The organism is Sphingomonas sp. (assembly GCF_036387535.1).
Classification (GTDB): Bacteria; Pseudomonadota; Alphaproteobacteria; order Sphingomonadales; family Sphingomonadaceae; genus Sphingomonas_R.
Map to the genome: position 1 here is coordinate 1 of NZ_DASVTO010000071.1, position 26,480 is coordinate 26,480.

General features: G+C 67.5%; 25 protein-coding genes. 10 read left to right on the top strand and 15 right to left on the bottom strand.

The genetic code is table 11. The features are described from left to right. Positions 1-66: 66 nt before the first annotated feature. Entirely contained in the window at positions 67-1,296 is a 1,230-nt protein-coding gene (locus tag VF649_RS06270; protein WP_331011100.1) for a TIGR04063 family PEP-CTERM/XrtA system glycosyltransferase, read from the bottom strand. Positions 1,297-1,493: 197 nt separating this feature from the next. Here VF649_RS06270 and VF649_RS06275 point away from each other — a divergent pair, with 197 nt between their 5' ends. Continuing rightward, the gene (locus VF649_RS06275; protein WP_331011101.1) at positions 1,494-2,837 is read left to right on the top strand and encodes a putative O-glycosylation ligase, exosortase A system-associated; all 1,344 of its coding nucleotides are present in this window, start codon (positions 1,494-1,496) and stop codon (positions 2,835-2,837) included. Next, positions 2,834-3,925, top strand: coding sequence for an acyltransferase (locus VF649_RS06280; RefSeq protein WP_331011102.1), 1,092 nt, complete (start codon positions 2,834-2,836; stop codon positions 3,923-3,925). Before VF649_RS06275 ends, VF649_RS06280 begins: the two co-directional genes overlap by 4 nt. Positions 3,926-3,928: 3 nt before the next feature. On the opposite strand, the gene VF649_RS06285 is transcribed toward VF649_RS06280, so the two are convergent. Beyond that, positions 3,929-4,480, bottom strand: a complete 552-nt coding sequence (locus tag VF649_RS06285) for a type 1 glutamine amidotransferase domain-containing protein (RefSeq protein ID WP_331011103.1) — start codon at positions 4,478-4,480, stop codon at positions 3,929-3,931. A 120-nt stretch (positions 4,481-4,600) separates the two neighbouring features. On the opposite strand from VF649_RS06285, the gene VF649_RS06290 reads away from it, so the two are divergent. Both VF649_RS06290 and VF649_RS06295 read left to right on the top strand, forming a co-directional pair. After that, positions 4,601-5,602: a DNA topoisomerase IB gene (locus VF649_RS06290; protein ID WP_331011104.1), complete on the top strand. Its 1,002-nt coding sequence runs from the start codon at positions 4,601-4,603 to the stop codon at positions 5,600-5,602. Then, a complete protein-coding gene (locus VF649_RS06295) occupies positions 5,599-6,753 on the top strand; it encodes a mechanosensitive ion channel family protein (RefSeq protein ID WP_331011105.1) in 1,155 nt (384 codons plus the stop codon). The genes VF649_RS06290 and VF649_RS06295 overlap by 4 nt, the downstream gene beginning before the upstream one ends. An 8-nt stretch (positions 6,754-6,761) precedes the next feature. Here VF649_RS06295 and putA read toward each other — a convergent pair whose 3' ends face one another. Then, the gene (gene putA / locus VF649_RS06300; protein WP_331011106.1) at positions 6,762-9,791 is read right to left on the bottom strand and encodes a bifunctional proline dehydrogenase/L-glutamate gamma-semialdehyde dehydrogenase PutA; all 3,030 of its coding nucleotides are present in this window, start codon (positions 9,789-9,791) and stop codon (positions 6,762-6,764) included. 123 nt (positions 9,792-9,914) lie between these two features. Between putA and VF649_RS06305 the strand changes: the two genes are divergently transcribed. Both VF649_RS06305 and VF649_RS06310 read left to right on the top strand, forming a co-directional pair. Beyond that, the gene (locus VF649_RS06305; RefSeq protein WP_331011124.1) at positions 9,915-10,367 is read left to right on the top strand and encodes a MaoC family dehydratase; all 453 of its coding nucleotides are present in this window, start codon (positions 9,915-9,917) and stop codon (positions 10,365-10,367) included. Positions 10,368-10,499: 132 nt separating this feature from the next. Next, complete coding sequence (locus VF649_RS06310) at positions 10,500-11,675, top strand: acetyl-CoA C-acyltransferase (protein WP_331011107.1); 1,176 nt, start codon at positions 10,500-10,502, stop codon at positions 11,673-11,675. A gap of 58 nt (positions 11,676-11,733) precedes the next feature. Here VF649_RS06310 and VF649_RS06315 read toward each other — a convergent pair whose 3' ends face one another. Next, positions 11,734-12,120, bottom strand: a complete 387-nt coding sequence (locus tag VF649_RS06315; protein WP_331011108.1) for a helix-turn-helix transcriptional regulator — start codon at positions 12,118-12,120, stop codon at positions 11,734-11,736. Between the two features lie 32 nt (positions 12,121-12,152). After that, positions 12,153-12,410, bottom strand: coding sequence for a type II toxin-antitoxin system RelE family toxin (locus tag VF649_RS06320; protein WP_331011109.1), 258 nt, complete (start codon positions 12,408-12,410; stop codon positions 12,153-12,155). 218 nt (positions 12,411-12,628) lie between these two features. On the opposite strand from VF649_RS06320, the gene VF649_RS06325 reads away from it, so the two are divergent. Continuing rightward, the gene (locus VF649_RS06325) at positions 12,629-13,111 is read left to right on the top strand and encodes a pyridoxamine 5'-phosphate oxidase family protein (RefSeq protein WP_331011110.1); all 483 of its coding nucleotides are present in this window, start codon (positions 12,629-12,631) and stop codon (positions 13,109-13,111) included. A 34-nt stretch (positions 13,112-13,145) separates the two neighbouring features. Here the strand turns inward: VF649_RS06325 and VF649_RS06330 are convergent, their stop codons facing one another. Beyond that, the gene (locus VF649_RS06330) at positions 13,146-14,693 is read right to left on the bottom strand and encodes a hypothetical protein (RefSeq protein ID WP_331011111.1); all 1,548 of its coding nucleotides are present in this window, start codon (positions 14,691-14,693) and stop codon (positions 13,146-13,148) included. After that, on the bottom strand, positions 14,680-15,915 hold the full coding sequence (locus VF649_RS06335) for a polyhydroxyalkanoate depolymerase (RefSeq protein WP_331011112.1): 1,236 nt from the start codon (positions 15,913-15,915) through the stop codon (positions 14,680-14,682). Before VF649_RS06335 ends, VF649_RS06330 begins: the two co-directional genes overlap by 14 nt. Positions 15,916-16,058: 143 nt before the next feature. Here VF649_RS06335 and VF649_RS06340 point away from each other — a divergent pair, with 143 nt between their 5' ends. Together VF649_RS06340 and VF649_RS06345 are read left to right on the top strand one after the other, a co-directional pair. Then, on the top strand, positions 16,059-17,840 hold the full coding sequence (locus VF649_RS06340; protein WP_331011113.1) for an ABC transporter transmembrane domain-containing protein: 1,782 nt from the start codon (positions 16,059-16,061) through the stop codon (positions 17,838-17,840). A 55-nt stretch (positions 17,841-17,895) separates the two neighbouring features. Continuing rightward, positions 17,896-18,495 (top strand): TetR/AcrR family transcriptional regulator, encoded by a 600-nt coding sequence (locus VF649_RS06345; protein ID WP_331011114.1) that lies wholly within the window; start codon positions 17,896-17,898, stop codon positions 18,493-18,495. A 7-nt stretch (positions 18,496-18,502) separates the two neighbouring features. On the opposite strand, the gene ribH is transcribed toward VF649_RS06345, so the two are convergent. From ribH to VF649_RS06380, 7 genes are read right to left on the bottom strand one after another with little or no spacing between them, the layout of a single operon-like run. Then, positions 18,503-18,925, bottom strand: a complete 423-nt coding sequence (ribH, locus tag VF649_RS06350) for a 6,7-dimethyl-8-ribityllumazine synthase (protein WP_331011115.1) — start codon at positions 18,923-18,925, stop codon at positions 18,503-18,505. Beyond that, entirely contained in the window at positions 18,925-20,076 is a 1,152-nt protein-coding gene (gene ribB, locus VF649_RS06355) for a 3,4-dihydroxy-2-butanone-4-phosphate synthase (RefSeq protein WP_331011116.1), read from the bottom strand. Before ribB ends, ribH begins: the two co-directional genes overlap by 1 nt. Further along, on the bottom strand, positions 20,060-20,671 hold the full coding sequence (locus VF649_RS06360) for a riboflavin synthase (protein WP_331011117.1): 612 nt from the start codon (positions 20,669-20,671) through the stop codon (positions 20,060-20,062). Before VF649_RS06360 ends, ribB begins: the two co-directional genes overlap by 17 nt. 9 nt (positions 20,672-20,680) lie before the next feature. After that, positions 20,681-21,655: a bifunctional diaminohydroxyphosphoribosylaminopyrimidine deaminase/5-amino-6-(5-phosphoribosylamino)uracil reductase RibD gene (gene ribD / locus VF649_RS06365; protein ID WP_331011118.1), complete on the bottom strand. Its 975-nt coding sequence runs from the start codon at positions 21,653-21,655 to the stop codon at positions 20,681-20,683. Then, positions 21,652-21,972, bottom strand: a complete 321-nt coding sequence (locus VF649_RS06370) for a hypothetical protein (protein WP_331011119.1) — start codon at positions 21,970-21,972, stop codon at positions 21,652-21,654. The genes ribD and VF649_RS06370 overlap by 4 nt, the downstream gene beginning before the upstream one ends. A gap of 41 nt (positions 21,973-22,013) precedes the next feature. Beyond that, positions 22,014-23,360 (bottom strand): glutamate--tRNA ligase, encoded by a 1,347-nt coding sequence (locus VF649_RS06375; protein WP_331011120.1) that lies wholly within the window; start codon positions 23,358-23,360, stop codon positions 22,014-22,016. A gap of 5 nt (positions 23,361-23,365) precedes the next feature. Next, positions 23,366-25,018, bottom strand: coding sequence for an NAD+ synthase (locus tag VF649_RS06380; protein ID WP_331011121.1), 1,653 nt, complete (start codon positions 25,016-25,018; stop codon positions 23,366-23,368). A gap of 117 nt (positions 25,019-25,135) precedes the next feature. On the opposite strand from VF649_RS06380, the gene VF649_RS06385 reads away from it, so the two are divergent. After that, positions 25,136-26,071, top strand: coding sequence for a ribose-phosphate pyrophosphokinase (locus VF649_RS06385; RefSeq protein ID WP_331011122.1), 936 nt, complete (start codon positions 25,136-25,138; stop codon positions 26,069-26,071). 12 nt (positions 26,072-26,083) lie between these two features. Here the strand turns inward: VF649_RS06385 and VF649_RS06390 are convergent, their stop codons facing one another. Continuing rightward, positions 26,084-26,380 (bottom strand): hypothetical protein, encoded by a 297-nt coding sequence (locus tag VF649_RS06390; protein WP_331011123.1) that lies wholly within the window; start codon positions 26,378-26,380, stop codon positions 26,084-26,086. Between the last annotated feature and the right edge of the window lie 100 nt (positions 26,381-26,480).

A 26,480-nucleotide genomic window follows, 5' to 3' on the forward strand; every position in this document is an offset into this window, starting at 1 on the left:
GCGCCATCGGTACCGCCAGCCGCGTCCGTTCGATGGCTTCGATCAGCCGCAATCCGGTCGCCTTGCTCATGCCGTCGCCCCCGTCCCAGCCCCGCGACTCGCAAGCCGCCGGTACACTGGTTCGTATCGTGAAATATTTTCCGACCAGTTACGATCCCGTTCTACGAACGCGCGCGCCGTTGCCCGCCGCACGTCCCATCCGCTGCGGTCCGCCAGCAACGCGGCCAGCGCCGCCGCCAGCGCCGCGGGATCGTCCGGCGGGAACAATGTTCCCGTCACGCCGTCCGCGATCAGCTCGCGGTGTCCCCCGACGTTGGACGCCGCGACCAGCCGCCTCTGCGCCATCGCTTCCAGCGGTTTCAGCGGGGTGACAAGTTCGGTCAGCCGCATCCCCTTGCGCGGATAGGCCAGGATATCGACCAGCCCGTAATAAGCCTCAACCTCTGTATGTGGCACCCGCCCGACGAAACGGATGCGGTCCGCGACCGGCGATGCCGCCGCCTGCGCCGCCAGCGCCGCCTCCATCGGCCCGCCTCCGACCAGCAACAGCATCGCGCGCGGTCGCGCCGCCACCAGCGCCGGCATCGCGGCGATCAGGTCGTCCAGCCCTTCATAATCGTAAAAGGATCCGATGAAGCCGATCACCTCCGCATCGGTCAGCCCCAGCGCCGCGGCCAGCGCCGCATCGGGCGGCGGCGGCGATCCGAACAGGTCCAGATCCACCCCGTTCGGCGACACCAGGATCTTGTCGCCCGCAATTCCGCGCGCGACCAGGTCGTCGCGCAACCCGCCGCAGATCACCGCCACCGCATCCGCCCGCCGCACCGCGCGCGTCTCCAGCCAGCGCGTCGCCCGGTAACGCAGCGACCCTTCGGTCCCGGTGCCGTTGCCGACCGCCGCATCCTCCCAGAAGGCGCGGATCTCGTACACCAGCGGCAACCGATGCCGCCGCGCCACCCGCCCCGCCGCGACCGCGGTCATCACCGGCGAATGCGCGTGCAGGATGTCGGGTTTCCACGCCGCGACCAGCTGGTCGACCTTACGTTCCAGCGCCGCGATATCCTGCCATTCGGACAGCGGCGACGGCGCGGTGGAGATTGCGGACGCGCGGTGGAATTGCAGCCCGTCGAACATCTCGGCGTCCGGCCCGCCGGGCCGCTCCACCGCGTGCCGCGACCCGGTCACGCCCATGACCGCCCACCCGCGCGCCTGCTGCGCCTTCAGGATCGCGCGCGTCCGGAACGTGTAGCCGCTATGTATCGGCAGGCTATGGTCTAGGATATGGAGGATGCGCATGGCGATGTCCTGCCATGACGCCGCTTAACGCCGCGTCAATCGGTCGGCGATACTCTGCGATGCGGATGGCATGGGCGCAACGCGGGAAAGGCGGGCGATGATCGACCTCTTTTCGCTCGCGCTCAGCCACGGGCTGCTGCTGCTCGCCGCCTGGCGGATCGTCCGCCGCCGCGATCTCGACCGCGAATCCGATCCGCATGCGTGATCTCGGCCTTATCGCGTTCCTGGTGGCCCTGCTGGGGCTCGGTTTTCGGCGGCCGTTCCTGTTCGTGCTCGCTTATGCCTATGTCGACATCGTCTCGCCGCAACGGCTCGCTTATTATCTGCTGAACGCGATCCCGCTCTCTCTCGTCTGCGTCGTGCTGGCGGTCGGCGGATGGGCGCTGGCGGATGACAAGCGCGGTGCGCGGGTCGGCGTGCGCCAGTCGCTGATGCTCGCCCTCCTCGTCTACTGTTTCTGGACCACGATGACCGCGGACTTCCCGGTCGACGCGCTGAACAAATGGGGCTGGGTGTGGAAGGCGCTGGCCTTCGCCATCTTCCTCCCGCTCACGCTCCGCACCCGTCTGCGGATCGAAGCGATGGCGCTGTTCATGATCCTGTCCGCCTCTTCGATCATCGTCGTCGGCGGGATCAAGACGGTGCTGTCGGGCGGCGGCTACGGCATCCTCAACCTGATGGTCGACAGCAACAGCGGCCTGTACGAGAGCAGCACGATCTCGACCATGGCGATCGCCATCCTGCCGCTGCTGATCTGGCTGGCGTCGCATGGCACCATCTTTCCGCCGGACTGGCGCACGCGCGGCTATGCGCTGGCGCTGGGCGCGGCGTGCATCCTGATCCCGATCGGGACGCAGGCGCGCACCGGCCTGATCTGCATCGCGCTGCTGGCGGTGCTGATGCTGCGGCTGGTGCGGCGGCGGATCCTGTATCTGGCCGGGCTGGCCACGCTCGCGGTGGCGGCTGTTCCCTTCCTGCCGGCCAGCTATACGCAGCGCATGGACACGATCGCTGGCTATCAATCCGACGAATCGGCCTCCACCCGGATCGCGATCTGGAAATGGACCTGGGACTATGCGCAGGATCACCCGTTCGGCGGCGGCTTCGAATCCTATCGCCAGAACCGGATCAGCTATCGCCGCCCCGAAACCGGCAATCCGGGGTCCGGCGCCACCGCGCAGGTGATCGATGGCGGTCGCGCCTTCCACAGCGCGTATTTCGAAATGCTGGGGGAACAGGGCTATCCAGGCCTCGGGCTCTGGCTGCTGATCCAGCTGGGCGGATTGTTCCGGATGGAGGTTGTCCGCCGCCGCTGGCGCCGCGCCGATCCCGCCGATGGCTGGATCGCGCCGCTCGCGACCGCGCTGCAACATTGCCAGCTGGTCTATCTGGTCGGCGCCGCTTTTGCCGGTATAGCCTTCCAACCGCTCATGCTGATGATCGTCGCTTTGGAAACCGGGTTCGACTCCTATGTCCGTGGCCTGGCCAAGCGGCGGGTCGCGCCGCTGCGTGTTCCGGTGCGCGGGCTGGTTCCGGCATGACCCGTGCCGCCACCTCCCCCGGGCTGTTGCCGGGGCTGACCGGCGCGCGTGCGGTCGCCGCCTGGTTCGTCGTGCTCTATCATCTGCGCACCGGCTATGGCGACGGCGTCCCCGGCTGGCTGCTCGCCATCCTCGACAAGGGCTATCTGGCGGTCGACTTCTTCTTCATGCTGTCGGGCTTCGTCCTGTGGCGCAACTATGGCGCGCGCCTGCGCACCGCGGGCGCGGCCGGCATCCCGGATTTCCTGTGGCGGCGGGTCGCGCGCATCTGGCCGTTGCACGCGCTGATACTGGTGTTGGCGGCGCTGTTCGCCATGCTGTTGGGCGTGACCCACCGCCAGGCCGGCCATTATCCCTGGGCGGATTGGCCGCTGCACCTGCTCATGATGCAGAGCTGGGGCTTCTCGCCCACACTGCGCTGGAACGATCCCGCCTGGTCGATCAGCTGCGAATGGGCCGCCTATCTGCTGTTCCCGCTGCTGGCGCTGGCGATCGACTGGGGACGCTATGCCACCCATCATCTGATCGCCGCGATCGTCGGGCTCGTGCTGTTGCTGGCGATGCTGTTCGCCCATTACGGGTTCAATACGCTCGGCGGCACCGATGCGGCGCTCGCCTTGCCCCGCGCGCTGGTCGGGTTCGCGATCGGCACGATCCTCAGCACACTGCACGATCGCGGTGCCGGACCGACGGCCGTGTGGCTGGCGGCGGTCCCGGTCTGCGCGGGTGCACTCGGGTTCGGGCTCACGGAAACCCTGGGCGTTCCGCTGCTGCTCGCCGCATCGCTGCTCCTGCTCGCCCGGTTCGCGGCGGCGCCCGCCAATCCCCTGGCTCATCCGATCGCGGTCTATCTGGGGGAGATCAGCTATGCGACCTACCTGTTCCATTTCCTGGGCTTCGTCTGGTTCAAGCTGCTGTTCGTCACCAATGCCGACTCGATCCCGTTCGGCCTGATCACGGCATTTCTCGGCATCACGCTCGCCATGTCCATGCTGCTCTACCACGGCGTAGAGCTTCCGGCGCAGACTGCGCTGCGGCGCCGGCGCACGGCGTTACCGCGCCGAACGCCCGCCACCGGCCGTGGTTGACGCTCAGGCGTCGACCTCGGCTTCCTCCACCAACCGGATCAGTGCATCGGTAAAGTCCGGCACATCGTCGGGCTTGCGGCTGGTGATCAGATTGTCGTCCACCACCACCGATCGATCGACCACGATCGCGCCGGCATTTTCCAGGTCGGTCCGCACCGACGGCCAGCTGGTGACGGTACGATCCTCGACGATGTCCGCCTCCACCAGCAACCATGGTCCGTGGCAGATCGCGGCGATCGGCTTGCCGGCATCGTCGAACCCGCGGACGATCTCGATCGCGGCATCGATCGTGCGCAGCGTGTCGGGATTGGCCACGCCGCCTGGAATCACCAGCGCATCATACTCCTCGATGTCGACGGCATCGAGCAGGATGTCCGGCGTGATCGTGTCGCCCTTCTGATCCTGTACCATTCCCTGGATCGGATCGCCGCCGGGCGAAGCCAGTACCACCTGTGCGCCGGCCGCCAGCAGCCGTTCGCGCGGACCGAACAGTTCGTCCTGCTCGAACCCGTCGGTGGCGATGATCAGGATCTTGGCGTCGCTGATTGCGGGCATGAAATGCGTCCTTCGTCTGGAATGTCATGCGCTTGAACGGGTGCCGCCGGCGCCTGTTCCGGAACGATCGGGTGGTCCGTGCCGTTCTAGGGCCATGATCCCGAACCTTCGTCCGCGCCGATGCTGAGCTATGTCGACGATGCCTTGCCCGGCATCACCCGCCGCAAGCTGCGGGGCCATTGGGCCTATTTCGATCCCGCCGGCGAACGCATCACCGACCGGGACGAGATCGACCGGCTGAACGCCACCGCCATGCCGCCCGCTTATGTCGATTGCTGGTTCTGCCCCAGCCCCGACGGCCATATCCAGGCGGTCGGCTGGGACGAGAAAGGCCGCAAGCAATATCGGTATCATGCCGAGTTCCGGGCCACGCAGGAGGCCGCCAAATATGACGCCTGCGCCGATTTCGGGCGCGCGCTGCCGCTGCTCCGTGCCCGCGTCGAATCCGATCTCACCCACCGCACGCTCGACAAGGATGCCGTGGTCGCGGCCATCGTCCGCCTGCTCGATCTCGGCCGCGTCCGGGTCGGCAACGAAACCTATGCGAAAGCGAACAACAGTTTCGGCGCCACCACGTTGCGCACCGATCATGCCACCGTGCGCGGTGCTAAGCTGAAGCTGCAATATGTCGGCAAATCCGGCAAGCTGCAGCAGCTGACGATCGAGGACAGCCGCCTGTCGCGGATCGCCCGCCGGTGCCAGGATCTGCCCGGACAGCATCTGTTCCAATATCTCTGCCCGGACGGCACGCCGCAGCCGGTCGGCTCGGCTGACGTCAACAGCTATATCAAGGCCGCCACCGCGGGCGATTTCACTGCGAAGAATTTCCGCACCTGGGGCGCCAGCGTCATCGCCTACCGCACCCTGGTCGAAGCCGGAGAAAAGGCCGTGTCCGTCAAGGCCCTGCTGGAACCCGTCGCCGCGGCGCTGGGCAACACCCCTGCGATCGCGCGCAAATCCTATGTTCATCCCGCGTTGATCGATCTCGCCAAATCGGGGGAACCGATCGGCAAGGTCCGCCTGCCCCGCGCCACCCGCTACGCCAGCCCCACCGAACGCGGGCTGATCGCGTTCCTCGATCAACTGGGCAGCGCGCATTGCGCGCGGGCGGCATCGGCATGAGCATGCCCGCCGGCAACAGCACCGGTGCGATCCGGCCGACCGTCGCGCTGGATGGTCTTGGCGACCGCGCGGCCCGGCTGCTGCAGGAGGTGGCCGACTGGTTCACCGGCAACTGGCTGCAAATCGCGATCGCGCTGGCGATTGGGGCCGTCATCGTGCTCGTCCTGCTCGGGCTGCGCTCGCTCGGCGCCCGCCTCTGCCGCGACGATGACAGCGTGCAATGGCGCACGATCGTAGGCCGCGCCATCACGCGCACCCGGCTCTGGTTCATGGTCGCGCTGGCCGCCAAGCTGGTGGAGGGCGGCGCCAACACGCCCGCCGGGCTCACCGCCGTCATCACCGCCGCCTTCACCATCGCCGCCGCGTTGCAGGCGGCATTGTGGGCGCGCGAGATCATCCTGGGCTTCGTCGAACATCGCGCGGCCGGGGATACGGAGAAGGGTGCGATCGGATCGGCGATGGGCATCATCCGCCTGCTCGTCACCTTCGCGCTGTTCGCGATCGCGGCGGTGCTGATCCTCGACAATCTGGGCGTCAACGTGACGGGATTGATTGCCGGCCTCGGCATCGGCGGCATCGCGATCGGGCTCGCGGCGCAGGGCATCTTCGCCGATCTGTTCGCCGCGCTGGCGATCATCTTCGACAAGCCGTTCCGGCGCGGCGATGCGGTCAAATGGGATACCACTTCCGGCTCGGTCGAACGCATCGGCCTGAAATCGACCCGCATCCGCTCGATCACCGGTGAACAGGTCATCATCTCCAACAAGAATCTGCTCGACAAGGAACTGCACAATCTCGCCCGGCTCGACCGTCGGCGGATCACGCTGCTGATCGGCGTCATCTACCAGACGCCGATCCCGCTTTGCCGAAGGATCCCCGACATCCTGCGCGCCGCCACCGAAAGCGTGGACCAATGCGTGCTGGTCCGCACCGGCATGGTCAATTTCGGCGCATCCAGCCTCGACTACGAATTGCAGTTCGACGTCCGGTCGCAGGTCTACGACGTCGTCTACGCCGCCCGTCACCAGGTCTGCATGGCGATCCTCGAAGCGTTCGCGGACGCTGGCATCGACATCGCCTATCCCACGCAGGTCAATTTCACCGGCGGGGCGGACGGAAAGGCGGTCTTCCCGTCCGCCGCCGATGGATAGGGCCCGCGCTAGGCTCCGATCTCTTCCAGTGACAACAGCGTCGCGTTCCCGCCGGCCGATGTCGTATCGGTCGATGTCACCCGCTCCGCGGCGAACCGGGGCAGGTAATGCGGCCCGCCTGCCTTGGGCCCCGTCCCCGACAGCCCCTCGCCCCCGAACGGCTGCGACCCGACGATCGCCCCGATCATCGATCGGTTGACGTACAGGTTCCCGACCCGCGCCAGCGCCTCGACCGCCTCTGCCCCGCGCGCGATCCGGCTGTGCAGGCCCATGGTCAGGCCGAATCCGGTCGCGTTGATCCGCTCCACCGTTTCCGCCAGCCCGCCGGCTTTCCACGTCGCGACGTGCAGCACGGGACCAAACCATTCCTCCTTCAGATCCTCGATCCGATCGATCCGGATCACCGTCGGCGGCACATACAGTCCGTCGTCCGGCACCGGCACGGTGTGCACGGTCCGTGCCGCCATCGCCAGGCACCGCCCCATCAACCGGTCATAGGCCGCGCGGTCGATGACCGGCCCGACATCGGTCGCGGGATCGGCCGGGTCGCCCACCACCAGCGTATCCATCGCCCCGGCCAGCATCTCCAGCGTGCGGTCCGCAATCTCTTCCTGCAACAGCAGCAGCCGCAACGCGGAACAGCGCTGCCCCGCCGATCGGAAGGCAGAGGCGACGACATCGGCCACCACCTGTTCGGGCAGGGCTGTCGAATCGACGATCATCGCATTGATCCCGCCGGTTTCCGCGATCAACGGCACCAGCGGCCGGCTTTCGTCGTCCAGCAGGCTGCGCGCGATCCGCCGCGCGGTGCCGGTCGACCCGGTGAACGCCACCCCCGCAATGCGGGCATCGCCGATCAGCGCCGCGCCTTCTTCCGGCCCGCCCGGCAACAGCACCAGCGCATCGGTCGGCACGCCCGCTTCATGCGCCAGCGCCACGGCCCAGCCCGCGATCGCCGGCGTCTGCGGCGCGGGCTTGGCGACGACCGTATTCCCCGCCACCAGCGCCGCCGCCACCTGCCCCAGGAAAATCGCCAGCGGGAAGTTCCACGGGGCGATGCACGCCCACACGCCGCGTCCTTCGTGGCGCAGAACGTTGCGTTCGCCGGTCGGCCCCGGCAGGTCCTGCGGCGCCAGCACGCGGCGCGCCTCCAGCGCATAATAGCGGCAGAAATCGACCGCCTCGCGCACCTCGCCCAACGCGTCGGCGATCGTCTTCCTCGCCTCCTGCACCGCCACCGCCATCAGGTCGCCGCGATGCGCCTCCAGCAGGTCGGCCAGCCGCTCCAGCACCGCCGCCCGCTGCTCCAGCGTCGTTCGCGACCACGCCGGAAATCCCCGCACCGCGCGGTCGACGGCTGATTTGGCCCCAATGACTCCGGTCGTCCCGCGCGAAGTCGAGGGACGTGACGCAGGCGCTGTGCGGGCTGTCTCGACTGCGCTCGACACGAACGGTTCGGTGACGGTCTTGGCCACCGCGTCCAGCACCACCCGATCCTGCAGATCGATCCCCCCGCTGTTCCGCCGCATCCCGAACAGGTCGATCGGCAACGGGATCGACGGATGCCGCGCACCCCCGACCGACCGGATCTTCTCCACCGGATCGGCCAGCAGCTGCTGATCGGTCAGCCCCTCGTCCGCCAGCTGGTGCACGAAACTGGAATTGGCGCCATTTTCCAGCAGCCGCCGGACCAGATAGGCCAGCAGGTCGCGGTGCCCGCCCACCGGCGCATAGATGCGCGTGCGATAGCCGCGCTCGCGCACCAGCGTCTCGTACAGCCCTTCGCCCATTCCGTGCAGCCGCTGAAACTCGAAATCCCGGCTGGTTCCGGCCCATTCCAGGATGGTCGCGACCGTCAGGGCATTGTGGCTGGCGAATGCGGGATAGATGTTCTTCGCGTCCAGCATGTCGCGCGAACAGGCCATGTAGGACACGTCGGTCGCGGCCTTGCGCGTGAACAGCGGATAATCGCTCAGCCCCGCCTCTTGCGTGCGCTTGACCTCGCTGTCCCAATAGGCGCCCTTGACCAGCCGTACCGCGATCCGTCGCCCGGTCGCCGCGCCCAGTGCGTTCGCCCACGCCACCGCCGGGCGCGCGCGCTTGCTATACGCCTGGATCGCCATGCCGAACCCGTCCCAGCCCTTCAGCGCGGGCAACCCGGCCACGGCGGAGATGATGTCGAAGCTCATCTCCAGCCGCTCGGACTCCTCGGCATCCACGGTCAGCCCGATGCCAGCCCGCGCCGCCTGCACCGCCAGCGCCTCCAACATCTCGGTCAGCGCGGGGACGCAGCGGTTCCACTGCCCCACCTCATAGCGCGGGTGCAGCGCGGACAGTTTGACCGAAATCGAATGCCCCTCGCTCGCCGCGCGCCCCACTTCCGCAATGGCATCGGCATAGGCGCGGAAATAACGATCGGCGTCGGGATAGGTGCGCGCCGCTTCGCCCAGCATGTCGAAACTGGCGGTGAAGCCGCGATGGTCCTTGCCGCGCATCCGCTTCAACGCCTCGTCGATAGTGCGCCCCATCACGAAGATCTCGCCCATCATCTTCATCGCGGCACCCACCGCCTGCCGCACGAACGGCTCGCCCGCGCGCGAAATCAATCGCTTCAGCGCGCCCGCCTGCCCGCTGTCGCTCACCAGCGCGCGTCCGATCACCAGGCCCCATGTCGCGCTGTTGACCAGCGAGGAATGCGACTTGCCCGTATGCGCGCGCCAGTCGGCATCGCCCAGCTTGTCCGCGATCAGCCGGTCCGCCGTTTCCGGATCGGGCACGCGCAGGAACGCCTCGGCCAGGCTCAGCAGCGCCACGCCCTCCGACGAATTCAGCCGATATTGCTGCAGGAACTGATTCACCCAGCCCTCGCGTTGCGCCACGCGCAGGTCGGCCAGCAGGTCCAGGCTGTGCCCCACCACCCGCTCGCGACTCGGCGCATCCAGCGCCGCGACCGGCAGCAGACCGGCCAGCACATCGGGTTCCGATGCGCGGTGCAGCGTGCGCAGGCTGGACAGAATGGCGGGGGACGCGGAAAACATGGTGAGTACCCTAGCATGGTCGACGCAGTTGACGTAAACGTCAAGCAACGCCTAGAGACAGGTCAGCCTCATAGCCCCATGGATCGCCGCCCGAAAGACGGCGACCTCGAACAGGAGAATGCGATGTCCACCGTGCAGGATCTGCAAGCCAAGGTCGGCCAGGAAATCGGCGTGTCCGATTGGATCATGGTCGATCAGCCGCGCATCCAGGCGTTTGCCGATGCCACCGACGATCATCAGTTCATCCATGTCGATCCGGAACGCGCAAAGATGACACCGTTCGGCGGCACCATCGCGCATGGCTTCCTCACCTTGTCGCTGCTTTCCGCGCTGGCCGAACGCCTGCCCGACAGCCGGATCGAAGGCGTGAAGATGGGCATCAATTACGGCTTCGACAAAGTCCGCTTCCTCACCCCCGTCGCCGCCGGCGTCCGCATCCGCGGCCGGTTCAAACTGCTTTCCCTGGAGGAAAAGCGCCCCGGCCAGTGGCAGCAGACGCAGGAAGTCTCGGTCGAGATCGAAGATCAGAAGAAGCCCGCGCTGATCGCGGAATGGATCGCCCAGTTCTTCATCTGATTACCCGACCATCAATCCGTCGTCCCGGCGCAGGCCGGGATCTCCCGCAGGCCCGCGACACGCTCGTCCCAAGCCGTGCCGAGATCCCGGCTTCCGCCGGGGTGACGCTCATCCCAAAGCAAGGAACCCATCATGCGTGAAGCCGTCATCGTCGCCACCGCCCGCACCCCCATCGGCCGTGCCTATCGCGGCGCGTTCAACGCCACCCCGTCGCCCACGCTGGCCGCGCATGCCATCCGCGCCGCCGTCGAACGCGCCGGCGTCGCACCCGACAGCATCCAGGACGTCGTGATCGGCGCCGCCCTGCAACAGGGTGTTCAGGCGACCATCGGCCGCACGGCCGCGTTGCGCGCGGGTCTGCCCGTGACCGTATCGGGTGTGTCGGTCGATCGGCAGTGCGCCTCCGGGTTGCAGGCGATCGCGATCGCCGCATCGCAGGTCATCGTCGACCGGGCCGACATCGTCGTCGCCGGCGGCGTCGAATCGATCTCGATGGTGCAGACGCCGGAAATGCGCCTTGGTCCCGATCATGAACTGATCGCGCTCCATCCCGACGTCTACATGCCGATGCTCCAGACGGCCGAGATCGTCGCCAAGCGCTACGGCATCAGCCGCGACCGCCAGGACGCCTATGCCCTGGAATCGCAGCAGCGGACCGCCGCGGCGCAGGCGGCCGGCCGCTTCGACGCGGAAATCGTGCCCGTGACCGCCACCATGAATGTCGTCGACAAGGCGACGAAGCAGGTGTCGCAGAAGGAAGTCACGCTCACCAAGGATGAGGGCAATCGCCCCGAAACCACGCTAGAAGGGCTGACCTCGCTGGTCCCCGTCATGGGCCCGGACGCCAACATCACCGCGGGCAATGCGTCGCAGCTGTCCGATGGCGCCTCGGCCTGCGTCGTCATGGAACGCAGCGCCGCGGAAAAGGCGGGCAAGGCCCCGCTTGGTCGCTATGTCGGCATGGCAGTCGCCGGCACCAAGCCGGACGAAATGGGCATCGGCCCGATCTATGCGGTTCCCAAGCTGCTTGAACGCTTCAACCTGTCGGTCGGCGATATCGGCCTGTGGGAACTGAACGAGGCCTTCGCGGTCCAGGTGCTCTACTGCCAGGACGTGCTCGGCATTCCGGCCGAACTCCTGAACGTCGACGGCGGCGCGATCTCGATCGGCCACCCTTATGGCATGTCCGGCGCCCGCATGGTCGGCCACGCCCTGATCGAAGGCAAGCGCCGCGGCGCCAAGCATGTCATCGTCACCATGTGCGTCGGCGGCGGCATGGGCGCGGCGGGGTTGTTCGAAGTCCTCTGACCCGGCACCGCGGTCATGGCGCATAACGCCGTTCGCATGAAGTTGGTGCGCTGGAATGTCAGTCCTGTTCCAGCGCCCAACCGGGTAGGCCCAGCGCGGCGGCAATCGCGCGCCGCGTTGCGGGCCGTCCCGATCCGTCCGGGGCGGATTCCAGTCGCGCGATCGCCGTCTGCGTGACCCCCGCCGCGGCGGCGAGCTGCGCCTGCGTCATACCGCGCTCCTTACGCCACGCGGCGACCGCGGACTCTCCGGCGATGCGCGCTTCCACAACGCACAATGGAATCGCAAAGCCACTGGACGCTGCCATGATGGCGCGCGCAGTATCAATATCGCGCGCATCGTCATCGGCCGGCAGCCCGGCGGCCAGACGTTCATAATCGTCGCGCGTGATGACGACCAGTTCGGTGCCGTCCGGTCCGCGAAAATGTTGCGGTTCATAGGTCATGTTAGACTCCATGGGTACGAGGTCGGCCGCGGTCAGTCATAGACTTCGCGGCGGTGTCCGATCTTGACGACATGGACGACGACGAGATCGGCCGTAAAGATCACGCGGTAATCGCCAACACGTAGACGGCTGAACGCGGAACCCTTCAGTTGAGTGACGTTGTTCGCCAGCGCGGCTGGATCGGCCGCAAACTGCTTGATCTTGCCGATGATCGCGACTGCATCGCTTTTGTGGATCATCTTGAGATCTTTTAGGGCTTGGCGTTCGAAGGTGACGGTGCGCGTCGTCATTCAGACCTGTTACCACGTTTTGTATTGGGTGCAAACATGGAATGTAATACCACATGGTCCGCGTTCCGAACTGAACTGCCTTTCATGATCGTCGTCGGCGCTGGCCACGCCGCCAACAAACGCTGATCCGAAACCATCGGCAACATGACGCCTCTCCCTCCAAGGAACACAAGCCCGGCCCCGCGGTTCTCCTCCCGAACCAACATAGGAGAAGCCGCATGGCCGACGACGCCGATATCGAAGCCCGGTTCTGGAAAGATCTGAAGGCCAGCCCGTTCGTCATGCTGGGGGTCGAGGGCGCCCGCGACGGACATACCCAGCCGATGACCGCGCAGGTCGAGGGCGATCACGGACCGATCTGGTTCTTCGCCACCAAGGATAACGGCCTGACCCAGGCGCTCGCACAGTCAAGTCGTGCGATCGCGACCTACACCGGCAAGGGCCACGACATGTTCGCCAGCATCCATGGCACGCTGTCGGTGGATCACGACCGCGCCACGGTCGACCGCCTCTGGAACGACCATGTCGCGGCCTGGTACAAGGGCGGCAAGGACGATCCCAACCTTGCGCTCCTCCGGCTCGATACCGAACGCGCGCGGCTGTGGCTCGGCGGTTCCTCGTTTGGCGCCGCGATCGAGCGGCTGTTCGGCAAGGACCCGAAGCAAAGCTATCAGGATAATGTCGCCGAAGTGACGCTCTGACGCGCCTGCGCCCTCCCCAGCGGAGGGCGCAGCCTCAGGTGGTCGGCAGATCGCCGGCCGATGATGCGCGCGGGATCGGCCGTTCGATCTGCAGCGGCCAGAGCGACTCGGGCAGAATCCGCGCATTTTTCTCGAACGCGGCCTTCACCGCCGGCCGTTTCAGGAACACGCTCCACAACGCCCGCAACCGCGATCCGCTGCGCGCCCATAACGCATCGTCCGGCTGGAACTGATCCGCGATCAACGCCGCGCCGTCCGCGGTGGCCAGCGTCTTCACCGCGATCGGTTCGGCCGCATCGGCCTGTTTCGCGCACAATGACGCCTCGATCGCCGCCGCCTGGTTGTCGGTTGCGGCCGCGCGCAGCGCGACCGCCTTGGCATCGGCCTCCGCCCGCCGGCCTAGCGTCGACAATGCGCAGATTTCCGTGCGCTTCAGCCAGCCCGCGCCCCATGGGCTCAGGGCCGCCGCGCCGCGGGTCAGCGCCTGCCGCGCCGCCGCCAGCGCTTCTTCCGCCCGCCCTGCCTCGTCCAGCGTTTCGGCCAACGCAATCACGCCCGAAACCGCCACCGGCGTCCGGGTCGCATCCAGCATGGCAAAGGGCTGCAACCGCGCCACCGCCGCCGCACGGCCGCCGGTCATCCCCAGCGCCTGCGCATCCAGCCGGACGGTCGCCACCGCCTCCTCGTCCATCCCCTCGACCACACGCACCGACGACGCCGCCTCCGATGCTTCGGCATAGCGACCAAGCAGCACCAGCGCACGGACGGCACCCAGCCGAGCCGTCGCGTCATCCGGGGTCGCCGCAAATGCCGCCAGCCGATCGAGCGCGAACGCGTCGACCGCGCGGGTCGAATGCGGCCCCATCTTGTCGGCCAATTGCGGCCAGAGCGGCGCATGGCTGCGCGTGATCGCCATTTCGAACAGCGATTCCGGTGCGGTCACGCGCGGCAACAGCAGTTCGGCCTCCGCCACTTCGCCGCGCCGCACCAGCACGTCGATCGCGCTTTCGGCAATGTCGGAACGCAGTTGCGGCATGTCGGTCGGTTGCCAGTCGGCACGGGCCAGCGCGACCGAGATCCGGTCGCGCAGGGCGATCTCCCGCGTCTGCGACAGCCGTTGCGCCACCGCGCGCCACAATCGCCCGGTAATCCCGTTCAACCCGGCCGGAAGCTGCTCCGCCACCTGCGCCAGTGCTTCGCCCGCGGCCTTCATGTCGCCGCTGTCGGCCGCGATCATCACGCCGAACCCGCGCACCATGGGGTTCTTCGGATCGGCGGCGGCCAGTTCGCGCTGCACCGCCGCCACTTCGGCCCCGCGCCCCGCCGGCGCCAGGCAATTCATCCGCAACAGCTGCACGCTGTTCCGTTCCGCGCCCGGCAGCAGCGTCGTCACCAGCGGGTCGAGCTTGCCCAACGCCCCGCGGCAATCGCCCGCCTGCCCGAGGCCGAAGGCCTCCGCGATCACGCGCCGTGCGTCCACCGCCAGCGGCGCCGGTGAGGGAGACGGAACCGGTACCGCGATCGCCGGCGCCGCCATGGCCGCCAGCCCCAGCGTCAGCAGCGTGCGATCAACCCGCATCATGCGCGGCGATCCAGCCCTCCACCACCGGCGCGATCACGTCGCGCCAGCGCCGGCCGTTGAAGATGCCGTAATGGCCGACGCCTTCGGCCAGCAGATAGCGGCGATGCGTCTCCGGCAAATGCGTCGCCAGCGTCAACGCCGCCTTGGTTTGGCCGATGCCGGAAATATCGTCCCGTTCGCCTTCGATCGCCAGCAGCCCGATGTCGGTGATCGCGGCGGGATCGACCCGCCGTCCGCGATGGAAATAGTCGCCCTTCGGCAAAGCGTGCTTCTGGAACACCAGGTCGATCGTCTGCAGATAGAACTCCGCACTCATGTCGCAGACCGATCGATATTCGTCGTAGAACGCCTTGCTCGCATCCGCACTGTCGCCATCGCCGGCGACCAGATGCTTGAACATGTCATAATGGCTGACCAGGTGATTGCCCAGGTTCATCGCCATGAACCCGGTCAGCTGCAGGAACCCCGGATAGACCCGCCGTCCGCCGCCGGGATAATAATAAGGGACGGTCGCGATCACATTCTGTTCGAACCAGGCGTGCGGCCGCTGCGTCGCGACGGTGTTGACGGTCGTCGGCGCCTCGCGCGTGTCGACCGGCCCACCCATCAGCGTCAGCGTCGCCGGCCGGGCCGGGTGCGCGTCCGCCGCCATCAGCGCCGCGGCGGCATAGGCCGGGACCGATGGCTGGCACACCGCCAGCATGTGCGCACGGCCCGATCCGTCCGCCTGCATCGCTTCCAGGAACGCGACCAGATAATCGACATAGTCGTCCAGGTCGAACGTCCCGTCCGCCAACGGCACCAGCTTCGCGTCACGCCAGTCGGTGATATGCACGTCATGGCCCGGCAGCATCCGTTCGACCGTCCCGCGCAGCAATGTCGCGAAATGCCCCGACATGGGTGCCACGATCAACAGCTTCGGTCCGCCCTCCACGCCGTCGCGCCGAAACCGCTTCAACTGGCCGAACGGCTTGCGCAGCACGATCTCCTCGGTAACGGCCACTGTCCGCCCCTCGACCACCGTGCTGTCCAGCCCGAACGCCGGCTTGCCGCGCGGGGCGGAGGCGTGGGCGAACACATCGAACCCCGATGCCACCACCGGGCCCAATTGCGTATGCGCCATCGGATTGACCGGATTGGCCATCCATTCCGCGCCCAGATGCGCCAGCGCGCTCGCACCCGCCAGCATCGTCCGCTGCATCTCGTAGGCGCTATAAAGCATATTCGGTCCTTCTTTGGCGGCGCCAGCGCGGCCAACCTTCGTCAAAACAACGCAGGCTACACCGTTTTGATGCATCGCACCACGTACCAGCAAATGGTATCGTTCCGCTTACTGCCTTCGCTGCTTCATGCTAGGCGCGCGGCATGAGCAAGCCCGACGCCGCAAAACCCGATGCTACCCCGCGCCGGATCGGCGCGCTCCTGCTGATCTGGCGCCATGCGCTTGCCTATAAGGGGCATTTGCTGGCGGCGATCCTGTCGCTGCTGGTCGCGGCCGCCGCGACGCTCGCCATCCCCAGTGGATTCAAGCTGGTCATCGACCGCGGCTTTTCCAATGTCGATGGCGATATCGGTCGCTATTTTCGCTATCTGCTGCTGATCGTCACGGTGCTTGCCGCATCGACGGCGTTGCGCTTCTACTTCGTGTCGATGCTCGGCGAACGCGTGATCGCCGACATCCGTACCGCCACCCACCGCAATCTGCTGACGCTGGCCCCCCGCTTCTTCGAGGAAAATCGGCCGTCCGAAATCGCGTCGCGGCTGACCGCGGACACATCGATCATCGAACAGGTGGTCGGCACCACCGTCTCTGTCGCGCTCCGCAATCTCGTGATCGGGATCGGCGGGATCATCTACCTGCTCACGCTCGCGCCCAAGCTGACCGCGATGCTGCTGTTCGGCATCCCGCTCGTGATCCTGCCGATCATGTTCCTCGGTCGCCGCGTCCAGAAACTGTCGCGATCGACGCAGGACCGGGTCGCGACCGTCGGCACGATCGTGTCCGAAACCCTGGGCGCGATGAAGATCGTGCAGGCATTCGGCCAGGAACAGCGCGAAGGCGATCGTTTCGCCGTGGCGGTGCAGAACACGCTCGACACCGCGCGCAGCCGTATCCGCCTGCGCGCGGCGATGACCGCGATCGTCATCTTCGTCATCTTCGGATCGATCACGATGATCATGTGGCAGGGGGCGCTGGATGTCGCCGCCGGCCGCATTTCCAGCGGTACGATCGCCGCGTTCGTCTTCACCGGCGGGCTGGTCGCCGGCGCGTTCGGCGCGCTGACCGAAGTCTATGGAGATCTGTTGCGCGGCGCCGGCGCCGCCGGTCGCATTGCCGAATTGATGGCGGAGATTCCCGAAATCCGCGCACCGGCGCAACCGGTCGCGTTGCCGCAACCGGCGGAGGGGCGGCTCGCCTTCGACCGCGTGTCGTTCCGCTATCCCACCCGGCCGGAGGTGCTGGCGCTCGATGACTTCACGCTGGCGATCCGCCCGGGCGAGATGGTCGCGCTGGTGGGCCCTTCCGGTGCCGGCAAGTCGACCATCTTCCAGCTGGCGCAGCGCTTCTACGATCCCGCTGGCGGGGTCGTGTCGATCGACGGCGTCGCGCTTCCCGCCACCGAACCCGCGCAGATCCGCGACCGCATCGCGATGGTGCCGCAGGAAACCATCATCTTCGCCGCGTCCGCGCGCGACAATCTGCGCTACGGCCATTGGGGCGCCGATGACGCCGCGTTGTGGGCGGCGGCCGAAACCGCCAATGCCGCCGATTTCCTGCGCGCCCTGCCCGACGGGCTCGATACCTATCTGGGCGAAGGCGGTGCCCGGCTGTCGGGGGGTCAGCGCCAGCGGCTCGCCATTGCGCGCGCCGTCCTGCGGGATGCGCCGCTGCTGCTGCTGGACGAGGCGACCTCCGCGCTGGATGCCGAATCGGAGCAGCTGGTCCAGCGTGCGCTGGAACGGCTGATGGCCAACCGCACCACGCTGGTCATCGCGCACCGGCTTGCCACCATCCGGATGGCGGACCGCATCGTGGTGATGGATGGCGGCCGGATCGTGGAGGAAGGGACCCACGCCGATCTCACCGGCCGCGGCGGCCTCTACGCCCGCCTGGCGCGGTTGCAGTTCGACGAGGCGATCGCCTGATCCTTCCACCATTGGCGGGTTGGATGCGCCCCGACCACCGGATATCAGGACGACCATGCGCTACGATGCCCATCACAAGGCCCGCACCCGCGCCCGCGTGCTGGCGGAGGCTTCGGCCGAAATCCTGTCGCAGGGGTGTGAACGCGTCGGACTCGCCACCGTCATGGCGCGTGCCGGCTTGACCCATGGCGGCTTCTACGCCCATTTCCGGTCCAAGGATGCGCTGGTCGCCGAAGCGATCGGCCACATGTTCGACCACCGCTACGCCGTTCACTTCGCACCACTCATGCGCGAACATCCCGCCACCGCGCTCACCCGGTTCGTCGATTTCTACGTGTCGATGGCGCACCGCGACAATGTGGAACATGGGTGCCCGATCCCGGTCCTGTCCGGCGACGTCGCGCGCCTGTCACCGGCGGCGCGCGATCGCTTTGCCAGCGGGGTCGACCGCGTGATCGCCTGGGTCGCGGACCGGCTCGACGCGCTGGGCCAGGATCATCCACACGACCTTGCCGCCTCGGTCATGGCGGAGGCGGTCGGCGCAATCAGTCTGGCGCGGGCGCAGACCGATCCCGACCGCGCCGAACGGATCCTGAACGGCGCGCATCGGTCCTTGACCGCACGGCTCGGCCTGGACGGCGCCGCCGCTGCCTGACGCGCGGCTACTCGCCGAAGCGTTCGTGCAGCGCTAGCATCGCAAGCGCCGCCACCGCGGCCTCACCGCCCTTGTTCTTTTCCGACGGACGCGCGCGCGCCAGTGCCTGGGCTTCGTCCTCCACGGTCAGGATGCCGTTGCCGATCGCGATCCCGGCCAGGCTCAGGTCCATCAGGCCGCGCGCGCTTTCGTTCGCCACCACCTCGAAATGATAGGTTTCGCCGCGGATGATGACGCCCAGCGCCACGAACGCGTCATAGCGTCCCGCCTCGGCCGCCAGCGCGATCGCGCCCGGCACCTCCAGCGCGCCCGGCACGGTCACCGTCTCGTGGCTGTGCCCCGCCGCTTCGATCGCGGCACGCGCACCGGCGATCAGCATGTCGTTCAAATGGTCGTAAAATCGTGCTTCCACGATCAGGACATGTGCCATCATTCGACCCCGCTGTCGCCGATGGCGCGTTCGCCGACGATCGACAGGCCATAACCCGACAGCGCCACCAGCGTATGATGCGAATTGGTCAGCAACACCATGTCGTGAACGCCCAGTTCGGCCAGGATCTGCGCACCGACGCCGTAATCGCGCAGTTCGTCCATCTCGGGCGCACCCGCATCCTTGCCCGCGGTCCGGGCCTGGATCACGCGGGTCGTGGCGTCGCTTGCCGGCCGGTTGATGACCACGATCACGCCGGCGCCCTCCGCGGCGATCATCTCCATCGCACCCGACAGCATGCCCGACCGGTCCGATTCCTCTCCAAACATGTCGCTGAATGGCGACAGGCTGTGCATCCGCACCAGCGTCGGCCGCTCCGGATCGACCTTGCCCTTCACCAGCGCCATCTGCTCCTCGCCGGTCGCCTTGTTGAAAAAGGTCATCGCGGTCCAGTCGCCACCCCAGCGACTGGTGAAGCGCATTTCCGCACGCTTTTCGATCATGTGGTCGTGGCGACGGCGATAGGCGATCAGGTCGCGGATCGTCCCGATCTTCAGGTTGTGCAACTGCGCGAAGCCGATCAGGTCGTCCAGCCGCGCCATCGTGCCGTCGTCCTTCATGATCTCGCAGATCACGCCCGACGGGTTGAGCCCGGCCAGCCGCGCAATATCGACCGCCGCTTCGGTATGGCCCGCCCGCACCAATACCCCGCCCGGCCGCGCGATCAGGGGAAAGACATGGCCGGGTGTCACGATGTGGCTGCGGTCCTTGCCCGCGTCGATCGCCACGGCCACCGTCCGCGCCCGGTCCGCGGCCGAAATCCCGGTCGTCACGCCGTCGCGTGCCTCGATCGACACGGTGAACGCGGTTTCATGCCGGGTGCCGTTGTTGCGGCTCATCAGTTCCAGACCGAGCTGCTCGACCCGGTCCTTCGTCATCGCCAGGCAGATCAGGCCGCGACCGTGCCGGGCCATGAAATTGATCGCGTCGGGGGTCGCCATCTGCGCAGGGATGACCAGGTCGCCCTCATTCTCCCGGTCCTCGTCATCGACCAGGATGAACATGCGGCCGTTGCGCGCTTCGTCGATCAGCTCTTCCGGGCCGGACAGGAATCCGTGACGCAACTGCGCGAGTTCAGGCTTTGACGACATGGCGAAGCGCCTCCATACGGCCGAGATAGCGGGCAAGCACGTCGATCTCGACATGCACATGGTCGCCTGCGGCCAGCGACCCCAGCGTCGTGACCGACGCGGTATGGGGAATGATGTTCAGCCCGATGACCGGGCCGTCGGCGCGGTCATGGACCGTGTTGATGGTCAGCGACACGCCGTCGATCGTCACCGATCCCTTGCCCGCGACATAGGGCGCCAGCGCGGTCGGGACCAGGATGTCCAGTCGCCACGATCCGCCTTCGGACTGCATCGCCAGCACCGTTCCCACGCCATCGACATGGCCCGTGACGATATGCCCGCCCAGTTCGTCGCCGATCTTCAGCGCGCGCTCCAGGTTCAGCGCCTGGCCCGCCTTCCACACCGGCGCGGTCCGCGACACGCTTTCGGCGGACAGGTCGACCGCGAACCAGTCGGCGCCCTTGTCCACCACCGTCAGGCAGACGCCCGCACAGGCGATCGATGCGCCCAGGTCGACACCCGCCATGTCATAAGCGCAGCGGATGCGCAGTCGCGTGTCGCCGCGCGCCTCGACTGCGTCGATCCTGCCGACATCCGTGATGATTCCGGTGAACATGTCCGCCCCTCAATCCCTGTCGCGCTCGTAGACTTCGATCCGGTCGCTGCCAAGCATCCGCGTGTCGACCATGCGCCACCGCCCGTGCGCGGCCTCCAGCGATCCCAGCCCGATATCGCCCACCGCCGACAACCCCGCCCCGATCAGGATCGGCGCACGGTACAGCAGCAGCCGATCGACCAGGTCCGCATGCAGGAACGCGGCCGCCGCGCCGGCCCCGCCCTCGACCAGCAGTTCGTCGACCGCGTGCAGGTCCGTGATCGCCGTCGGGCTGTCGATCCGCTCCCACCCCCGCGGGCAGCGCGCGGGATCGCGCGTCAGCACCGCGCGTCGCGGCGCACGGTCGGCCAGCCCGTCGATGCGCACGTCCAGCCGCGGCACATCGATCGCCAACGTTCCCGCGCCCACCACGATCATGTCGCATCGCGCGCGTTCCAGATGGGCATGCATCCGCGCGCGCGGCCCGGTGATCCAGCGGCTGCTGCCGTCCGGCAACGCGATCCGCCCGTCCAGCGATGTCGCCAGCTTCATGGTCACGCGCGGTCGTGCCTGCCGCCGCCGCATCACGAACCCCGCCATCGATGCCGCCGCCCCGGCCGCGCCCGCACCGACGTCGACGGGGATTCCCGCTGCCCGGATGCGCGCGATCCCGATGCCATCGGTGCGGGGATCGGGATCGACCATCGCCACCACCACCCGCGCCGGCCGCGCCGCGACCAGCCGGTCGCTGCACGTCGGCCCACGCGGGCTGACATGCGCGCAGGGTTCCAGCGTCGTATAGACGGTCGCACCCGTCACCGATCCCGCCATCTCCAGCGCCGTCGCCTCGGCATGCGGACGCCCGCCGGGCTGGGTCCAGCCGCGCCCGATCACCACGCCACCACGCACGATCACGCATCCGACCGCCGGATTGGGTGCGGTCCGTCCGCGCCCGCGCTCGCTCAGCGCGACCGCCGCCGCCATCCAGCGCGCGTCGTCGGTCACATGCCCAACTGGCGCTCGACCTTCTGGAACTGCTGCTGTCGCGCCTGTACGCGCGCGACCCGTGCGGCCTCGTCCACCTTCTGCTGCGCGATGATCTCGGCATCGCTGCGATCGGCGGGCCAGCTCGGGATAAACGTCATCTCCGGCTCCGGCCGCTCCATATAACTGTCATGCAGGAACCCCGCAACGATCAGGACCGGCATCAGGATCGAAATCACCGCGATCGGGGTGCGGTGGTCACGGTCGCCCGTGGCGATGAACGCCTTCAGATCGGCGATCACGCGGCGTGGCGAGCTGGGGCGGGGGAACACGGCCATGGAAGGTAAGATAGGCGTTGCCGCCCCGCCGCGCCAGTGGTTCAGCCGGCGGCCACCTGCAATCGCTGGACGGCCCGCTCGCGCCCGATCAACGGCAACAGCGCCGCCATGTCCGGCCCCGAATCCAGCCCGGTCAGCGCCAGCCGCAACGGATGAAACAGCGCGCGCCCCCTGCGCCCGGTCTCGGTCTTCAATCGATCGGTCAGGGCGTGCCACGGATCGCCCGCCCAATCGATCTCCGCCGCCCGATCCGCCGCCACGGCGCAGAAGGCGCGGTCCTCGTCCGGCATCGTCACCGCCACCGCACCTTCCACCACATCCCACCACGCCGCCGCGTCCGACACCTTGGTCAGGTTCGGGCGGATCGCGTTCCAGCCGGGCACGCCCATCGTCGCCGGCACGCGCTCCTCGACGGCCGCAAACGGCAATTGGTGCACGATCCGGGCATTGACTGCGGTCAGCTCGTCGAAATCGAACCGCGCCGGTGCCCGCCCGAACTTCGTGAAATCCAGCGTCGCCGCCAGCACCGCCGGATCCGTGATCGGCTCCACGGGCAGGCTGGTACCGATCCGCGCCAGCAACGCGGCCACCGCCTGCGGCTCGATCCCCGCCGCGCGAAACGCATCGCACCCCAGCGACCCCAGCCGCTTCGACAGCTTGCCCTCCGCACCCGTCAGCAACGCGACATGCCCGAACACCGGCGGGATCGCGCGCAACGCGGCAAAGATCTGCAACTGCAGCCCGGTGTTGGTGACATGATCCTCGCCGCGGATGACATGCGTGATCCGCATGTCGATATCGTCCACCACCGATGGCAGCATGTAGAGCCAGCTGCCGTCGGCGCGCCGGATCACCGGGTCCGACAACAGCGCCGGATCGAAGGCCTGCGGGCCGCGCACCAGGTCGTCCCACTGGATCGGCGCATCATGGTCCAGCCGGAACCGCCAATGCGGCCGCACGCCGTCCGCTTCGAACGCCGCCCGCGCGGCATCGTCCAGCTTCAACGCCGCCCGGTCATAGATGGGCGGCAATCCGCGCGATGCCTGCACCTTGCGCTTCAGGTCCAGTTCCTGCGCGCTTTCATACGCCGGATAAACGCGCCCGGCCGCACGCAACCGCTCGAACGCGGCCTCGTACAGCGCGCCGCGTTCGGACTGCCGCACCACCGCCTCGGCCCACATCTCCAGCCAGACCAGATCCTGGACGATGGATTCGGCATGTTCGGTGGACGACCGGTCGGTGTCGGTATCGTCCATCCGCAACAGGAACTGACCGCCCGCCTGCATCGCGAACAGCCGGTTGAGCAGCGCGGTGCGGATATTCCCGACATGCAGCCGGCCGGTCGGCGATGGCGCGAACCGCGTGATCACTGGCGTCAGGCCCGTCATATCCGTCACTCCGACCGGAACGCGTTGGTGATCGGATAGCGGCGGTCGCGCCCGAAATTGCGGCGACCCAGCTTCACGCCCGGTGGCGCCTGCCGCCGTTTATATTCGGCGATATACAGCAGCCGCTCGATCCGCACGACCGTCTCGCGCTCATATCCGCGCGCGACAAGCTCGCTCACCGACAATTCCTCCTCCACCAACCCCTGCAGGATGGGGTCCAGCACGTCATAGGGCGGCAAGGAATCGCTGTCCTTCTGATCCTCGCGCAGTTCCGCGGTCGGGGGCTTGTCGATCACGCTGTCCGGCATCACCGGCCCGTCCGGCCCCAGCCCGAACCGCGGGCGATGTGCGTTGCGCCACCGCGACAGCGCGAACACCGTCGTCTTGTACGCATCCTTCAACACCGAATAGCCGCCCGCCATGTCGCCATAGATGGTGGCGTATCCCACCGACATCTCGCTCTTGTTGCCGGTGGTCAGCAACATCGGACCGAACTTGTTGCTGATCGCCATCAGGGTCAGGCCGCGGATCCGCGACTGGATATTCTCCTCCGCCAGGTCCGGCGCGCGCCCGTCGAAGACATCGGCAAGCATGGCGTCGAACGCGGTCATCGCCGGCTTGATCGCGATCGTGTCCAGCCGACACCCCAGCATCCGCGCGCAGTCCGCCGCATCGCTCAGCGACTCCCGGCCGGTGAACCGCGACGGCATCATCACGCACCATACCCGGTCCGGCCCCAGGGCATCGACCGCCACCGCCGCCGACAGCGCGCTGTCGATCCCGCCCGACAGGCCGAGCACGACCCCGGGAAACCGGTTCGCATCGACATAATCACGCAGTCCGACCAGCATGGCATGATAGGCATCGGCGGGCGACGGGTCCTGCGGATACAGCGTGCCCGGCCGGCATCGCCATCCGTGCTCGCCCTGCTCCCAGATCGTCTCGACGATCGCTTCCTGCCATTCGGGCAGCTGGTGCGCGGCACTGCCATCGCCGTTCAGCACGAACGACGCGCCATCGAACACCAGTTCGTCCTGTCCGCCGATCCGGTTGACGAACACCAGCGGCAGGCCGGTTTCGGCGACACGCACCGCGGCCACGCCATCGCGGCGCAGGTCGTCCTTGTCGATTTCGAACGGGCTGCCATTCGGCGTCAGCAGCAACTCCGCGCCCGCCGCCTTCAGATGCGCGCACACCGTCGGGAACCAGATATCCTCGCAGATCGGCACCCCGATCCGCATGCCGCGCACGTCGACCGGTTCAGGCAACGGCCCGGCCGCGAACACGCGCTTCTCGTCGAACGTCCCGTAATTGGGCAATTCATATTTCTCGCGCACCGCCGCGACCCGGCCCCCGTCCAGCAGGGCGACGACATTGTACAGCCGCCCCTCCCGCACCCGGACCGTCCCTACCAGCATCGCCGGCCCGCCGTCCGCGGTCGCCTGCGCCATCCGCTCCAGTTCCGCCGCCGCCCGGCGGTGCAGCGCCGGTTTCAGCACCAGATCCTCGGGCGGATAGCCGATCAGCTGCAACTCGGGAAACAGGATCAGGTCCACTTGCGGGTGTGCCGCCCATACCGCCAGCATGCGGTCGGCGTTACCGGCGACGTCGCCGATCGCTTGGGTCATCTGGGCAAGGAGGATGCGTTTTTCGGCCATGGCGCCTTGCTAGTGTGATGCGCCGGACGGGGCAATCCGGCGCCGGGTGTAACAACACTCGCACAAATCCGATCCCGCCGTTAAGGGACGCCACAACATGACCTGGGGATGGGCTGCATGAAACTCCTGACCGGCAACGCCAATATCGGGCTCGCCAAGGCGATCGCCGGCTATCTGGAACTGGATATCACCAACGCCAGCGTCCGCCGGTTCGCGGACGAGGAGGTCTTCGTGGAAATCCACGAAAATGTCCGCGGCGAAGACGTGTTCGTGATCCAGTCGACCGGCTTCCCCGCCAACGACAATCTCATGGAATTGCTGATCTGCATCGATGCGCTGAAACGCTCGTCCGCGCGCCGCATCACCGCGGTCGTCCCCTATTTCGGCTATGCCCGCCAGGATCGCAAACCCGGCCCGCGCACGCCGATCTCGGCCAAGCTGGTCGCCAACCTGATCACCGTCGCCGGCGCGGATCGCGTCCTGTCGGTCGATCTCCACGCGGGGCAGATTCAGGGCTTCTTCGATATCCCGACCGACAATCTCTATGCCGCACCGGTGATGTCGGCCGATATCAAGGCGCGCTTTTCGGGCCGCAACCTGATGGTCGTCTCGCCTGACGTCGGCGGCGTGGTCCGCGCGCGTACCCTGTCGAAGCGACTCGACAATGCCCCGCTCGCCATCGTCGACAAGCGTCGCGAACGGCCGGGCGAAAGCGAGGTGATGAACATCATCGGCGATGTCGCCGGGCGCTTCTGCATTCTGGTCGACGATATCGTCGATTCGGCCGGCACGCTCTGCAACGCCGCCGCCGCCCTTCGCGCGGCGGGCGCGGAGGACGTCGTCGCCTATGTCAGCCACGGCGTGCTGTCGGGCGGCGCGGTCGCCCGGGTCGAAGGGTCCACGCTCAGCGAACTGGTCATCACCGATTCCATCATGCCGCCACAGGCCGTCGCCAGTGCGAAGAAGATCCGCCTGCTCACCATCGCGCCGCTGCTGGGCGAAGCGATCAAGCGGATCGCGGACGAAAGCTCGGTGTCGTCGCTGTTCGACTGACGCCGGTGCGGATCAGTAGACGGTAAAGATCCGCTCGACGATTCCGACCGCGGCCCGCGTCGGCACCAGATCGGACATCGTCGCCCAGCTGACGGCCGCGGGCAGGTCGACCGCGACCGCCGCGGCCAGGACGATGCCGCCCAGCGCGCATGCACCGATCGCCCCCGCCATCACCACGCCGCGCGCCGGCCGCGCCGCCGGCATCGCGCCGCGTCCCGCGATCTCGTGCCGCAAAGACCGCACCTCCCGGCGCAGGCGTTCAATTTCCCGATCCGTGTCGCACGGATCGTCATAACCATCGCAAGCCATGCAAACGGTCACCCCTGTCATCGACCATGGCGATCCTATCATCTTGTCGCGATGCTGGCGACGGCCAACCGCAGGACGGTTGCGCAACCGTCCTGCGCCC

Bases quoted from the DNA above. Each gene is read 5' to 3' on its own strand.
- VF649_RS06330 (WP_331011111.1), bottom strand. From the start codon at position 14,693: ATGATGCGGGTTGATCGCACGCTGCTGACGCTGGGGCTGGCGGCCATG.
- VF649_RS06315 (WP_331011108.1), bottom strand. From the start codon at position 12,120: ATGACCTATGAACCGCAACATTTTCGCGGACCGGACGGCACCGAACTG.
- VF649_RS06345 (WP_331011114.1), top strand. From the start codon at position 17,896: ATGCGCTACGATGCCCATCACAAGGCCCGCACCCGCGCCCGCGTGCTG.
- VF649_RS06305 (WP_331011124.1), top strand. From the start codon at position 9,915: ATGTCCACCGTGCAGGATCTGCAAGCCAAGGTCGGCCAGGAAATCGGC.
- ribB (WP_331011116.1), bottom strand. From the start codon at position 20,076: ATGTCGTCAAAGCCTGAACTCGCGCAGTTGCGTCACGGATTCCTGTCC.
- VF649_RS06385 (WP_331011122.1), top strand. From the start codon at position 25,136: ATGAAACTCCTGACCGGCAACGCCAATATCGGGCTCGCCAAGGCGATC.
- VF649_RS06380 (WP_331011121.1), bottom strand. From the start codon at position 25,018: ATGGCCGAAAAACGCATCCTCCTTGCCCAGATGACCCAAGCGATCGGC.
- VF649_RS06370 (WP_331011119.1), bottom strand. From the start codon at position 21,972: ATGGCCGTGTTCCCCCGCCCCAGCTCGCCACGCCGCGTGATCGCCGAT.
- ribH (WP_331011115.1), bottom strand. From the start codon at position 18,925: ATGGCACATGTCCTGATCGTGGAAGCACGATTTTACGACCATTTGAAC.
- VF649_RS06275 (WP_331011101.1), top strand. From the start codon at position 1,494: ATGCGTGATCTCGGCCTTATCGCGTTCCTGGTGGCCCTGCTGGGGCTC.
- VF649_RS06285 (WP_331011103.1), bottom strand. From the start codon at position 4,480: ATGCCCGCAATCAGCGACGCCAAGATCCTGATCATCGCCACCGACGGG.
- putA (WP_331011106.1), bottom strand. From the start codon at position 9,791: ATGTTTTCCGCGTCCCCCGCCATTCTGTCCAGCCTGCGCACGCTGCAC.
- VF649_RS06325 (WP_331011110.1), top strand. From the start codon at position 12,629: ATGGCCGACGACGCCGATATCGAAGCCCGGTTCTGGAAAGATCTGAAG.
- VF649_RS06290 (WP_331011104.1), top strand. From the start codon at position 4,601: ATGCTGAGCTATGTCGACGATGCCTTGCCCGGCATCACCCGCCGCAAG.
- VF649_RS06295 (WP_331011105.1), top strand. From the start codon at position 5,599: ATGAGCATGCCCGCCGGCAACAGCACCGGTGCGATCCGGCCGACCGTC.
- VF649_RS06310 (WP_331011107.1), top strand. From the start codon at position 10,500: ATGCGTGAAGCCGTCATCGTCGCCACCGCCCGCACCCCCATCGGCCGT.
- VF649_RS06390 (WP_331011123.1), bottom strand. From the start codon at position 26,380: ATGGCTTGCGATGGTTATGACGATCCGTGCGACACGGATCGGGAAATT.
- VF649_RS06375 (WP_331011120.1), bottom strand. From the start codon at position 23,360: ATGACGGGCCTGACGCCAGTGATCACGCGGTTCGCGCCATCGCCGACC.
- VF649_RS06320 (WP_331011109.1), bottom strand. From the start codon at position 12,410: ATGACGACGCGCACCGTCACCTTCGAACGCCAAGCCCTAAAAGATCTC.
- VF649_RS06340 (WP_331011113.1), top strand. From the start codon at position 16,059: ATGAGCAAGCCCGACGCCGCAAAACCCGATGCTACCCCGCGCCGGATC.
- VF649_RS06270 (WP_331011100.1), bottom strand. From the start codon at position 1,296: ATGCGCATCCTCCATATCCTAGACCATAGCCTGCCGATACATAGCGGC.
- VF649_RS06335 (WP_331011112.1), bottom strand. From the start codon at position 15,915: ATGCTTTATAGCGCCTACGAGATGCAGCGGACGATGCTGGCGGGTGCG.
- VF649_RS06280 (WP_331011102.1), top strand. From the start codon at position 2,834: ATGACCCGTGCCGCCACCTCCCCCGGGCTGTTGCCGGGGCTGACCGGC.
- VF649_RS06360 (WP_331011117.1), bottom strand. From the start codon at position 20,671: ATGTTCACCGGAATCATCACGGATGTCGGCAGGATCGACGCAGTCGAG.